6 protein-coding genes, 2 tRNA genes and 3 rRNA genes are annotated in these 13,813 nt (G+C 46.6%); 1 reads left to right on the top strand and 10 read right to left on the bottom strand.

Annotated elements, in window-relative coordinates; all coding sequences use genetic code 11:
• Window positions 1-192 precede the first annotated feature (192 nt).
• The 8 genes from rrf to rluD form a co-directional block, all read right to left on the bottom strand.
• A 5S ribosomal RNA gene (gene rrf, locus ACAY30_RS10920) occupies window positions 193-307 on the bottom strand.
• Window positions 308-570: 263 nt separating this feature from the next.
• Window positions 571-3,455 (bottom strand): 23S ribosomal RNA (locus ACAY30_RS10925).
• 574 nt (window positions 3,456-4,029) lie between these two features.
• Window positions 4,030-4,106: transfer RNA gene (locus tag ACAY30_RS10930), tRNA-Ile, on the bottom strand.
• Between the two features lie 32 nt (window positions 4,107-4,138).
• Window positions 4,139-4,214, bottom strand: a tRNA-Ala gene (locus ACAY30_RS10935).
• Between the two features lie 76 nt (window positions 4,215-4,290).
• Window positions 4,291-5,830 (bottom strand): 16S ribosomal RNA (locus ACAY30_RS10940).
• Together the 16S, 23S and 5S rRNA genes with 2 tRNA genes alongside form the textbook arrangement of a ribosomal RNA operon.
• A gap of 693 nt (window positions 5,831-6,523) precedes the next feature.
• Window positions 6,524-9,097 carry an ATP-dependent chaperone ClpB gene (gene clpB, locus ACAY30_RS10945; RefSeq protein ID WP_290252801.1) on the bottom strand — a complete coding sequence of 858 codons (2,574 nt, stop codon included), beginning with the start codon at window positions 9,095-9,097 and terminating at the stop codon, window positions 6,524-6,526.
• 111 nt (window positions 9,098-9,208) lie between these two features.
• Window positions 9,209-9,961 (bottom strand): peptidoglycan editing factor PgeF, encoded by a 753-nt coding sequence (gene pgeF / locus ACAY30_RS10950; RefSeq protein ID WP_290252802.1) that lies wholly within the window; start codon window positions 9,959-9,961, stop codon window positions 9,209-9,211.
• Between the two features lie 70 nt (window positions 9,962-10,031).
• The gene (gene rluD, locus ACAY30_RS10955; protein WP_290252803.1) at window positions 10,032-11,006 is read right to left on the bottom strand and encodes a 23S rRNA pseudouridine(1911/1915/1917) synthase RluD; all 975 of its coding nucleotides are present in this window, start codon (window positions 11,004-11,006) and stop codon (window positions 10,032-10,034) included.
• Between the two features lie 130 nt (window positions 11,007-11,136).
• Between rluD and ACAY30_RS10960 the strand changes: the two genes are divergently transcribed.
• A complete protein-coding gene (locus tag ACAY30_RS10960; protein WP_290252804.1) occupies window positions 11,137-11,901 on the top strand; it encodes an outer membrane protein assembly factor BamD in 765 nt (254 codons plus the stop codon).
• Window positions 11,902-12,066: 165 nt separating this feature from the next.
• Here the strand turns inward: ACAY30_RS10960 and ACAY30_RS10965 are convergent, their stop codons facing one another.
• Both ACAY30_RS10965 and fdh3B read right to left on the bottom strand, forming a co-directional pair.
• Window positions 12,067-13,215 carry a formate dehydrogenase subunit gamma gene (locus ACAY30_RS10965; protein ID WP_290252805.1) on the bottom strand — a complete coding sequence of 383 codons (1,149 nt, stop codon included), beginning with the start codon at window positions 13,213-13,215 and terminating at the stop codon, window positions 12,067-12,069.
• 27 nt (window positions 13,216-13,242) lie between these two features.
• Window positions 13,243-13,806, bottom strand: a complete 564-nt coding sequence (gene fdh3B / locus ACAY30_RS10970; RefSeq protein WP_290252806.1) for a formate dehydrogenase FDH3 subunit beta — start codon at window positions 13,804-13,806, stop codon at window positions 13,243-13,245.
• Window positions 13,807-13,813 lie beyond the last annotated feature (7 nt).

A 13,813-nucleotide genomic window follows, 5' to 3' on the forward strand; every position in this document is an offset into this window, starting at 1 on the left:
TTTGAAACTGAAATTGAAATAAGAGAGACACACTTTTTGGGACGGTACCTAAACGCACGCTTTTACCACAGGAGGTCCCAGCCAAAAACATGCTGGGATGACGGTGCTAATTATCTAATTTCATTAAGGAGTATTTACACGGATGTAAAACGTAAAAAACCCGTCACTAAGACGGGCTTTTCTTAATTGGAAGCCTGGCGATGACCTACTCTCACATGGGAACTCCCACACTACCATCGGCGCTACTTCGTTTCACTTCTGAGTTCGGCATGGGTTCAGGTGGTTCCAAAGTGCTATTGTCGCCAGACAAAAAACTTTTATACATGGATGTATTTATGTCGCGATGCCATGGATGGCTTGGAGCGACGTCTCCACGTAATTAATAATCTGGAAAGCGATATTTACTCAATTCTTAATAATGCGCGACTTATGTCAAACATCTTCAGTCGATGTTGAGAGCAGAATTAACAACGCTATAAAAACTAAGTGTACACTCTGTACTCGTGTTTTTATAAGGCCGGTAATTTTGGTGTCAACAAGACTTACTCTACAAAACCTCTTGGGTGTTGTATGGTTAAGCCTCACGGGCAATTAGTATCAGTTAGCTCAACGTCTCACAACGCTTACACACCTGACCTATCAACGTCGTAGTCTCCGACGACCCTTTAGGGGACTCAAAGTCCCAGTGAGAACTCATCTCAAAGCCTGCTTCCCGCTTAGATGCTTTCAGCGGTTATCAGTTCCGAACATAGCTACCCGGCAATGCCACTGGCGTGACAACCGGAACACCAGAGGTTCGTCCACTCCGGTCCTCTCGTACTAGGAGCAGCCCTCTTCAATTCTCAAACGCCCACGGCAGATAGGGACCGAACTGTCTCACGACGTTCTAAACCCAGCTCGCGTACCACTTTAAATGGCGAACAGCCATACCCTTGGGACCGACTTCAGCCCCAGGATGTGATGAGCCGACATCGAGGTGCCAAACACCGCCGTCGATATGAACTCTTGGGCGGTATCAGCCTGTTATCCCCGGAGTACCTTTTATCCGTTGAGCGATGGCCCTTCCATACAGAACCACCGGATCACTATGACCTACTTTCGTACCTGCTCGACGTGTCTGTCTCGCAGTTAAGCTGGCTTATGCCATTGCACTAACCGTACGATGTCCGACCGTACTTAGCCAACCTTCGTGCTCCTCCGTTACACTTTGGGAGGAGACCGCCCCAGTCAAACTACCCACCAGACAGTGTCCCCAAGCCCGATTAGGGCCCTAGGTTAGAACATCACGCATACAAGGGTGGTATTTCAAGGATGGCTCCACGAATACTGGCGTACTCGCTTCAAAGCCTCCCACCTATCCTACACATGTAGGAGCAATGTTCACTGTCAAGCTATAGTAAAGGTTCACGGGGTCTTTCCGTCTAGCCGCGGGTATACGGCATCTTAACCGCAAATTCAATTTCACTGAGTCTCGGGTGGAGACAGTGTGGCCATGATTACGCCATTCGTGCAGGTCGGAACTTACCCGACAAGGAATTTCGCTACCTTAGGACCGTTATAGTTACGGCCGCCGTTTACCGGGGCTTCGATCATGAGCTTCGCTTGCGCTAACCCAATCAATTAACCTTCCGGCACCGGGCAGGCGTCACACCGTATACGTCATCTTACGATTTAGCACAGTGCTGTGTTTTTAATAAACAGTTCCAGCCACCTGGTTACTTCGACTGGCCTCAGCTTAGGGAGCAAGTCCCATCACCAGAGCCAGCGTACCTTCTCCCGAAGTTACGGTACTATTTTGCCTAGTTCCTTCACCCGAGTTCTCTCAAGCGCCTTAGTATTCTCTACCTAACCACCTGTGTCGGTTTGGGGTACGGTTCCTTATAATCTGATGCTTAGAAGCTTTTCCTGGAAGTATGGCATCAACAACTTCAACTCCGTAGAGTCTCGTCTCGTATCTCAGCCTTAAGGAAATCCGGATTTACCTAAATCTCCAGCCTACATACTTTCACATGGACAACCAACGCCATGCTTGCCTAGCCTGCTCCGTCCCTCCTTCGCAATTATAAGAAGTACAGAAATATTAATCTGTTTCCCATCGACTACACCTTTCGGTCTCGCCTTAGGGGCCGACTTACCCTGCCCTGATTAACATGGGACAGGAAACCTTGGTCTTTCGGCGTGGGGGTTTTTCACCCCCATTATCGTTACTCATGTCAGCATTCGCACTTCTGATACCTCCAGCATGCTTTACAACACACCTTCAACGGCTTACAGAACGCTCCCCTACCACTTAATCCTAAGATTAAATCCGCAGCTTCGGTGCTATGTTTAGCCCCGTTACATCTTCCGCGCAGACCGACTCGACTAGTGAGCTATTACGCTTTCTTTAAAGGATGGCTGCTTCTAAGCCAACCTCCTAGCTGTCTGGGCCTTTCCACATCGTTTCCCACTTAACATAGACTTTGGGACCTTAGCTGGCGGTCTGGGTTGTTTCCCTTTCCACGACGGACGTTAGCACCCGCCGTGTGTCTCCCGGATATCACTCACTGGTATTCGGAGTTTGCAAAGGGTTGGTAAGTCGGGATGACCCCCTAGCCTTAACAGTGCTCTACCCCCAGTGGTGTTCGTCCGAGGCTCTACCTAAATAGATTTCGGGGAGAACCAGCTATCTCCCGGCTTGATTAGCCTTTCACTCCGACCCACAAGTCATCACCGCATTTTTCAACATACGTGTGTTCGGTCCTCCAGTTGATGTTACTCAACCTTCAACCTGCCCATGGGTAGATCGCCGGGTTTCGGGTCTATGCCCTGCAACTAAACGCGCAGTTAACACTCGCTTTCGCTACGGCTCCCCTAATCGGTTAACCTTGCTACAGAACATAAGTCGCTGACCCATTATACAAAAGGTACGCAGTCACCCGAAGGCTTCCACTGCTTGTACGTATGCGGTTTCAGGTTCTATTTCACTCCCCTCACAGGGGTTCTTTTCGCCTTTCCCTCACGGTACTGGTTCACTATCGGTCAGTTAGGAGTATTTAGCCTTGGAGGATGGTCCCCCCATATTCAGACAGAATTTCACGTGTTCCGTCCTACTCGATTTCACGGTAAGGTCATTTTCGTGTACGGGACTATCACCCTGTATCGTCAAGCTTTCCAGCTTATTCCACTAATTCACAAACCGCTTAAGGGCTAATTCCCGTTCGCTCGCCGCTACTAAGGAAATCTCGGTTGATTTCTTTTCCTCGGGGTACTTAGATGTTTCAGTTCTCCCGGTTCGCCTCGTTAAGCTATGTATTCACTTAACGATACCCGCCTTATGACGGGTGGGTTTCCCCATTCGGAAATCTGTGCCTATAACGCCTTTTATCGGCTCAACACAGCTTATCGCAGATTAACACGTCCTTCATCGCCTCTAACTGCCAAGGCATCCACCACATACGCTTAGTCACTTAACCATACAACCCCAAAAAGTTTCGCTTGGTCTTTGGTGTTTATACTGCCTTGTCTTCGTTAATTGTTTGGTCATTACCAAAAGGTAACTCCCGGCACAATAAACTCGACGGCGTTGTCTAAACCTCAAATCCCTACGCGAAATCGCGTATTTGGATAACCCAGTGACAAAACTGGGTTCAAATGTATGTCTGACATTTTCACGCATTCATTAAGAATGTTCCAAACAAGGATGTTTGGATGTCGAATTGTACACGGATGTACTTAATTCGACCCTTGAGTAAGTAATAATCTTTCGATTATTACCAAATGAAAACACAAGGAATATGTTTTCAAGTTTTGGTATTTATATCTTATGCAACACCGTGCGACACGTTGTTGCCAATATAAACACCGGGTTTAATATCAGCTTTCCAAATTGTTAAAGAGCAGTGAGTCAAAAAACTCAAAGGTAAGCATCACTTTGCTTAACTTTAAGTTCTCTTAAGAAGTATTTATTTAATTCTTATTTACGTTATATTGATGACGCCGTGTACTCCAGTACACAAGTTATCAAGATGACTTAAAGAAGGATTAAAATGGTAGGTCTGAGTAGACTTGAACTACCGACCTCACCCTTATCAGGGGTGCGCTCTAACCAGCTGAGCTACAGACCTACTACGTAGGTATTACTACCAAATTCAGTAGATGGTGGAGCTAAGCAGGATCGAACTGCTGACCTCCTGCGTGCAAGGCAGGCGCTCTCCCAGCTGAGCTATAGCCCCACTACTGAGTACTTCTTTCACGTTCGTTATCGATGCAATTTGTGTGAACACTCAAAAGACAGTGTTTTACTTAAGGTAAGGAGGTGATCCAACCCCAGGTTCCCCTAGGGTTACCTTGTTACGACTTCACCCCAGTCATGAATCACAAAGTGGTAACCGTCCTCCCGAAGGTTAAACTAGCTACTTCTTTTGCAACCCACTCCCATGGTGTGACGGGCGGTGTGTACAAGGCCCGGGAACGTATTCACCGCGGCATTCTGATCCACGATTACTAGCGATTCCGACTTCATGGAGTCGAGTTGCAGACTCCAATCCGGACTACGACGGACTTTATGGGATTCGCTCCACCTCGCGGTCTCGCTGCCCTTTGTATCCGCCATTGTAGCACGTGTGTAGCCCATCCCGTAAGGGCCATGATGACTTGACGTCGTCCCCACCTTCCTCCGGTTTATCACCGGCAGTCTCCTTAGAGTTCCCGCCCAAAGCGCTGGCAAATAAGGATAGGGGTTGCGCTCGTTGCGGGACTTAACCCAACATTTCACAACACGAGCTGACGACAGCCATGCAGCACCTGTCTCAGAGTTCCCGAAGGCACCAAACTATCTCTAGTAAGTTCTCTGGATGTCAAGGGATGGTAAGGTTCTTCGCGTTGCATCGAATTAAACCACATGCTCCACCGCTTGTGCGGGCCCCCGTCAATTCATTTGAGTTTTAACCTTGCGGCCGTACTCCCCAGGCGGTCAACTTAGCGCGTTAGCTACGCTACCCACGAATCAAGTTCACAGACAGCTAGTTGACATCGTTTACGGCGTGGACTACCAGGGTATCTAATCCTGTTTGCTCCCCACGCTTTCGTGTCTCAGCGTCAGTATTTGTCCAGGTGGCCGCCTTCGCCACTGATGTTCCTTCCAATCTCTACGCATTTCACCGCTACACTGGAAATTCCACCACCCTCTACAATACTCTAGACAGCCAGTTCGAAATGCAGTTCCAAGGTTGAGCCCTGGGCTTTCACATCTCGCTTAACAATCCGCCTACACACGCTTTACGCCCAGTAATTCCGATTAACGCTCGCACCCTCCGTATTACCGCGGCTGCTGGCACGGAGTTAGCCGGTGCTTCTTCTGCGAGTAACGTCACAGCTAGCAGGTATTAACTACTAACCTTTCCTCCTCGCTGAAAGTGCTTTACAACCCGAAGGCCTTCTTCACACACGCGGCATGGCTGCATCAGGGTTTCCCCCATTGTGCAATATTCCCCACTGCTGCCTCCCGTAGGAGTCTGGGCCGTGTCTCAGTCCCAGTGTGGCTGATCATCCTCTCAAACCAGCTAGAGATCGTCGCCATGGTAGGCCATTACCCCACCATCTAGCTAATCTCACTTGGGCTAATCTAAAGGCGAAAGGTCCGAAGAGCCCCTCCTTTGGTCCGTAGACATTATGCGGTATTAGCAGTCGTTTCCAACTGTTGTCCCCCACCTTAAGGCATATTCCCAAGCATTACTCACCCGTCCGCCGCTCGACGCCTTCTAGTAAACTAGAATCGTTTCCGCTCGACTTGCATGTGTTAAGCCTGCCGCCAGCGTTCAATCTGAGCCATGATCAAACTCTTCAATTAAAAATTTAATCTACTCAATGAATTCTGTTGCATTTGACATATGTCGTTTGCATGAACCTCATTAAGATTTTGAATAGTGGTAAAACTACGCATCTTATGAATGCCCACACAAATTGCATGATAACTATTTGTTAAAGAGCCGATTCTTAATGAATCGAGCCAATCAATCGCACTCGTTGTTGGCGTTGCTTTTCGTTGAAAGCGGATGCGCATTCTACGCATCTGAGTTTTGATGTCAACCGCTTTTTGAAAGTTTTTTCAAAAACATTTTCAAGCGTTTTGTTGACCGTTAAGCTCGATGTTCTCTGACTTAACTTATCAAAACCGACCTTATCTCAATTTGATTCGGTCTAGTAGGTATTTCCTACTGTTTACCCCGTTGGCCTGTGCCGTTGAAGTGGATGCGCATTTTAGGGATTTTTGCGAAGGGGTCAACTGTTTTTTTGCAAAAACTTAGCACAAAAAAGCCGAGCGATTACTTTTTAAGCAAAAAGTACGAATTGCAACACTGTGTACACGATAACCCTACCTGGTTATTACAAATAGGTCAGTACTCCCCTGACACGCTCTGCCTATATCATCGCATACCATCGTTATGGTACATCGACAACGCTAGTCATGTGACTTAGCGTTGTCGAATGTTTGTCACCACTGCCATTTGGCTATAACATGTAATAGTACAGACAAGCGCGGTTAGTGGATATGTAATTCGCCGTGCTCATCAGTGGTCACATGAATGGTGCTTTCTGGCGCAAACTTACCAGCCAATATCTCCTCGGCCAAAGGATTCTCAAGTTGATTTTGAATAGCCCTTTTCAACGGTCGCGCACCAAACACAGGGTCAAAACCAACCTCAGCGACTTTCGCCAATGCATCATCACTAACCTCAAGTGTTAATTGTTTATCTGCTAGACGCTTAGCAAGTGAGCGTATTTGAATACTCGCAATTTGCTTGATTTGCTCGGCGTCAAGTGGATGAAATACCACCGATTCATCAATGCGATTGATAAACTCGGGTTTAAAGTGCTGACCTACGACGCCCATCACAGTTTGTCGCAACTGTTCATAATGTGCTTCATCCGCCATTTCTTGAATAATATCCGAGCCCATATTCGACGTCATGATAATCACAGTATTGCGAAAATCTACGGTTCGTCCTTGACCGTCTGTTAATCGCCCATCGTCTAATACCTGTAATAAAATATTAAACACATCGGCATGTGCCTTTTCTATTTCATCGAGTAATATCACCGAATAGGGTTTTCGACGCACAGCTTCGGTTAAGTATCCCCCCTCCTCATAGCCGACATAGCCAGGAGGCGCACCAATTAATCGTGCAACAGAATGCTTTTCCATAAACTCAGACATATCGACGCGAATTAGAGCATCCTCGGTATCAAATAAAAAGTGAGCCAGCGCTTTAGTTAGCTCTGTTTTACCAACCCCTGTAGGCCCTAAAAACATAAAAGAACCTATCGGTTGGTTCGGATCTGCTAAGCCCGCACGCGAACGTCGAATGGCACTGGCGACTGCCCGTAACGCTTCTTCTTGTCCTATTACTCGCTTCTGTAGCTCTTGCTCCATATTCAGTAATTTGTCTCGCTCTCCTTCGAGCATTTTGGCAACGGGAATTCCCGTCGCTTTTGATAATACCTCTGCTATTTCAACATCGGTCACTCTATTTTTTAGTAGAGTTAGGTCGCTTTTTTCGGCATTTGCTGCATCTTGTAACTGACGCTCTAATTCAGGAATACGACCGTACTGTAATTCCGACATCCGATTTAAATCACCGGCGCGCTGTGCCATTTCTAAATCAAGACGTGCTTGTTCCAAATCGGCTTTGATAGTTTGAGTGCCATACAGCGATGCCTTTTCATTTTTCCAAACCTGCTCAAGCTGATCATAATTGGTTTGCAGTTTGGCTATTTCTTCTTCCATTAACTGCAACCGTTTTTGCGAAGCGGCATCGGTTTCTTTCTCTATCGCCTTTTGCTCGAGCTTCAATTGAATCAAACGTCGGTCAAGTCGGTCTAATTCTTCTGGCTTTGAATCCATTTGCATGCGAATGCTCGACGCAGCTTCATCAATCAGATCAATCGCTTTATCGGGTAACTGTCGATCACTGATATAGCGATGCGATAAGCTGGCTGCTGAGACAATCGCCGGGTCGGTTATGTCGACATTGTGATGTAATTCATAGCGTTCTTTTAAACCTCGCAATATCGCTATGGTATCTTCAACACTGGGTTCATCGACTAACACCTTTTGGAAGCGACGCTCTAACGCAGCATCTTTTTCGACATACTGGCGGTACTCATCTAAGGTAGTGGCGCCGACACAATGTAGTTCACCGCGAGCAAGAGCCGGTTTAAGCATGTTACCAGCGTCCATCGCTCCGTCTGTTTTTCCCGCACCAACCATCGTGTGTAATTCATCAATAAATAAGATGACTTGCCCTTCTTCCTTGGCCAGTTCATTTAAAACCGCCTTTAACCGCTCTTCAAATTCACCGCGATATTTTGCACCGGCTATCAAAGCCCCCATATCAAGTGATAGCACTTGCTTGTTCTTCAGCCCTTCGGGTACTTCGCCATTGACGATGCGCTGTGCTAAGCCCTCGACGATAGCGGTTTTACCAACACCTGGTTGACCGATAAGGACCGGGTTATTTTTCGTTCTGCGTTGCAACACTTGTACGGTGCGGCGTATTTCTTCATCGCGGCCAATTACCGGGTCAAGTTTGCCTTGTTCAGCCCGTTCGGTTAGATTCACCGTGTATTTCTCTAACGCTTGGCGGGTATCTTCGGCATTAGGGTCGTTAACCGACTGGCCTTTTCTCGCTTGTGCTATAGCCTCTTTAACTTGACTATCTTTGAGGTTTATTTGACGCAGATAGCTGCCTAATGGTCCTTTGTCTTGAAGGGCTGCAAGTAAGAACATTTCAGATGAAATATAATTATCGCCCTGCTGCTGTGCAAACTTATCACATAAGTTTAACAACGTCCCCAGTTGAGCTGACACTTGTACTTCACCGCCAGTTCCCTCGACCTGTACCATCTGTGACAGCATGTCATTTAACTTATTGCGCAACGCGCTTACATCGACAGACGCGGCTTTTAAAATAGGTAATATACTGCTACCCGTTTGATTTAGCAGTGCCACAAGTAAATGTGCAGGTTCGATAAATTGATGATCTTTTCCCAAAGCTAAGCTTTGTGCATCAGCTAGCGCTTGTTGGAACTTTTGTGTGAGTTTATCTATTCGCATACGCCCCCCAATAAATAACATTAATACCTGTAAGGTCTTACCTATTTAAATAAGAGTAGAATGACGCGATTTCAAGGTGTATTGTTAATTTTTTGAACAATTAGACTCTGCTTATTCGTCTGCAATGGCGATGCAACTGGCCATCCGTCCAGTTTGTTTATCGCGACGATAAGAGAAAAATTGATCAGCGTTGGTGACAGTACAATGATTGTCGTCATAGATGTGGCGTACACCAAGATCGCGTAACTGTTGACGAGCAATTGCCGCAAGGTTGGCGAGAAACTTAGCAGGGCCTAATGGTGTTTTGTCGGTTATAGACTTAGCAATAAAAAAACGCTGACTATCAGTTACCACTGATTCAAATGCGCTGACCACATCGACGCCAACTTCAAAGTGTTGAGGGCCGATACAAGGCCCTAGCCACGCATATATATCACTGGGCGAACAGCTAAAATACTCCAGCGTATTTTTGACAATTCCCGTTGCCAGTGGACGCCAACCGCCGTGAATCGCCGCAATTTCACTACCGTGCTTATCAATTAGCAAAATAGGTAAGCAGTCAGCGGTTAAAATAGCCAAAGCAACGTTGCGATTTTGACTATAGGCGGCGTCAGCGACAATGGGATCGGGTGTGACATTATCAATCTTGACCACGCAATTGCCATGAACCTGCTCAAGCCATTGTACCGGCTTGTTATTAACATGTTGACAAAGCACCCGTCGATTGCGATCAACGCGATCGGCGCAATCACCAACGTGTGCGCCCATATTGAGACTGGCAAACGGCGCCGCTGAGTAACCGCCTTGGCGCGTTGTACTGACAGCATGACACAAGTGCGATACGGGCCAGCTCGGTTTAATCATGTTTTAATACCGCCTTATTATTGTTAGCGTAACTCAGTGAGTATTTAGCTCTTGGCACCAGTAATGAGGATTAATATTCTTCTTGGTGATGCAATTTTGCATCAGCTTTTAACGCATCGCAAATTGCCACCATATCTTGTGGAACTGGGGCATGCCAAGTCATCAACTCACCTGAAATAGGGTGATATAACGACAGCATGGTGGCATGTAACGCTTGCCGTTTAAAACCTCGCAACAAATCAAGCAGCTCGGCAGATGCTCCCTTGGGAGGGCGAGGTCTACCGCCGTATACAGGATCTCCGACTAGCGGATGAGATATATGTGCCATGTGTACGCGAATTTGATGGGTTCGTCCGGTTTCAAGGCGCAAGCGCAAGCGAGTGTGATTACGGTACTTTTCCATGACTCGATAATGCGTTACTGAAGGCCTTCCAGACATGGTTACTGCCATATGGGTGCGCTTGGTGGCATGACGACCGATTGGCTCATCAACAACGCCGCCTGCCGTCATCACCCCGTTGGCAATCGCTTCATATTCACGGGTAATCTCACGCGCTTGCAGCGCTTCAACTAAGGCGGTTTGCGCGGCTATCGATTTCGCTACGACCATTAAGCCTGTGGTGTCTTTATCCAGACGATGGACAATCCCTGCACGCGGCAGTAACTCAAGATCAGGACAGTGGTGTAAAAGCGCATTTAATACCGTGCCATCAGGGTTACCCGCTCCAGGGTGAACGACGAGTCCAGCCGGTTTATTGATAACCAGAATGTCGTCATCTTCGTAAACAATATTAAGTTCAATATCTTGCGCTTCAAAATGAACTTCGGGTTCAATCTGCGCACTAAGATGTATAGATTCACCACCGAGCATTTTTTCGCGGGCTTTGGTTATCACCGCACCATTAACTTTGACATTCCCTTGGACAATCCAATCTTTTAAACGAGAGCGCGAGTACTCCGGAAAAAGGCTGGCTAGCGTTTGGTCTAAACGCTTACCCAAGCATGAATCAGGTACGATGTGCTGGTGTTCTATTATTTCAGTCATTAATATCTCTTTAAGTTTGTGAAAAACACAAAAGCTAGGTTAGAATGCAAACATAACAAATATGTAGCGCTATTTTACCCGTATAGGGCACCGCTGCCATAATTATTTTTAAGGTTAATATCCTATCACTATGAACAAGTTTACATTAAAAATTGCGACTCTCTCGCTATTCCTTGGATTAGCCGGTTGCTCTTCATCGCCAAAAGATGTTGAAAAGGTTCCAGATAAATCAGCGCAGGCACTGTATGAAGATGCCCGTAGCGCATTAAATAATGGCCTGTATTTAAAAGCGATCCCTATTTTATCGGCGATCGACTCGCGCTACCCATTCGGTGCGATATCTCATCAGGTACAACTCGACCTTCTTTACGCGTATTACAAATCAGGTGACGCTGCACAAGGTATTGCACTGGCCGACCGCTTTTTGCGTTTAAATCCCAATCACAAAGACGTTGATTACGTATACTACATTCGCGGCCTAATTAATTTATCGCAACAAGAAAACTTATTCCAAGAAGTTGCCGGTATCGACCGTTCTGATCGCGACCCACAACATGCACGAGCTGCCTTTAATGACTTTAAAACGATATTAATTCAATATCCGAACAGTAAGTACGCAACCGATGCACATCAACGCATGCTAGCGATCAAAAGTCGTTTAGCTGACTACGAATTAGCGGCCGCTCGATTTTTCATGAAACGCAAAGCCTACGCAGCTGCAGCTAACCGCGGTCGCTATGTAGTAGAGAACTTTTCACCAAGTCCACAAGTTGAACTAGCATTAGAAATAATGATCGATGCTTATGGTGAATTGGGATTAACTGAATTGCAAACTAATGCGCGTCAAGTGATGGTGTTAAACTTCCCAAATAACAAAAAAGTGAAAGGTTTGTAAGCAAACAACATCGATGCGCTTAGCTGTGCGTCTAATTGGCGCACTAGCCTCCCGCGCTACGCGCGTTACTAAATTCCGATGATTAAGCCGACGTTGAACACCTCTAGTCGGCTTCAGTATCGCCTCGATGGCTAATCATTACAACAGCACCATCTTCTCAATTTCTCAATGCTCTGTTTTAGCGGTTTTACCCGTTACTTTTTCATACCAAAGATTGTGATGCTGCTTTGCCCAGTTCTCGTCAACATATCCTGTTGTCATCGCAGATAACGTGCCCGGAGCGAGCACGGTAGCCATAAATATGTGTACTATCGCAAATGCGGCAATAATTAAGGCGGAGCCTGAATGCACTAACAGCGCCCACACGCTCATCGTTCTGCTCGCATCGAGTTGCGCCGGAAACATCAGCACCGCGCCAGAAGCAATTAAAAATATTCCCGCAAGCACCAAACACCAAAACCAGACTTTCTCACCGGCGTTGACGAATCCCGAATCAGGGTGTTTGCCTTTAAATGGCCCCATATTTATGTAGCCACCGGCGGCCTTAAACCAACTCCAATCATGGCGTTGTGGCCACTGCTCTTTTAACCAACTGACACAAATCAACAACCAACCAGCAAAAAACGGATAGACGAGTATATCGTGAGAGCTTTTTGCCAAATAAATAATGCTATTCCACAGTGAGCCACTGACGTTAGGCTCTATGTAATAGCGGCCAGTAAGCAACACCATGCCTGAGATAATCAGCAAAATACAAGGTACGGCGCAAAGCCAGTGGATAAATAAATCATAAGCGGACCAACGCTTCATTTTTTTACCGCTAAAGCCGGCTTCTACCTTCGAGCTGCCATTGATTAGCGAAAATAAAGTGAACAAGATAATCATGCCAAAAAAAGCAACAATAAACCCTGGCGCGATTAAATCACTGCGCATATTGATCAAGCCGAGGTCGTAAGGGTTGATTGCTTGTGGATGAAACTTACTGGTTGATACGGTATAACCCGATGTTTGTTCCCCTAATGCTGACCAGTCCTGTACTGAGGTTACACCGGTACTTTCAAGTACTGCCCGAACATCTGCTGGTATCACTTGCTCGACACTGCGCGCTGACGTAGCAGCAGATTTTGTGGTGGACTGTGTGGTGGATTGTGCGGCAGCTAATAAGACATAAGGCGTTGACTCGGTTTTCGCGTTGTCGGTACGGGCATTTGCCGCAGAGACAAACAACAGTAACAATGCCAAATACAGATACTTCAAAACGTTGGCCAAGATATACTCTTGTCCGTTGAAAATGCTTTTAAAGTATGCGTTCATAGACCCTCCAAAACGCATTTGTTTCGGTTATCCGACGTTTTTGGCATTGCGCAGGTTAACTCGATTAGTGAATATATCGCCGATAATATTGGCATCACCGGCGAGCAATGCTTTGGTTGCACAAAACTCAGCACACAAGGGAAGTTTTCCTTCGGCAATGCGGTTTGCGCCGTATTTTTCACGTTCTGCTTGACTGTGATCTTGTTCGGGCCCACCTGCGCAAAATGTGCATTTATCCATTTTGCCGCGTTTACCAAAGTTACCGTTTTGTTCAAATTGTGGCGCGCCATAAGGACACGCATACAAACAATAGCCACAGCCAATACAGCCATCTTTGTCGTGTAAGACAATGCCATCATCGGTTTTATATATCACTTTTGCAGGACAAACTTGCATACATGGCGCATCGTCACAGTGCATGCATGAAATACTTAGCGATGCCTCTCCTGGCTTGCCTTCGTTTACCGTGACAACGCGACGCCGTTGGATCCCCCACTGAAGCGCGGTGTCATTTTCATTTTTACACGCCGTAACACATCCGTTGCATTCAATACAACGTTCAGTGTCACATAAAAACTTCATTTTGATCATAGTTTAA

It is taken from the genome of Thalassotalea ponticola, assembly GCF_041379045.1.
GTDB classification, from domain to species: Bacteria; Pseudomonadota; Gammaproteobacteria; order Enterobacterales; family Alteromonadaceae; genus Thalassotalea_A; species Thalassotalea_A ponticola.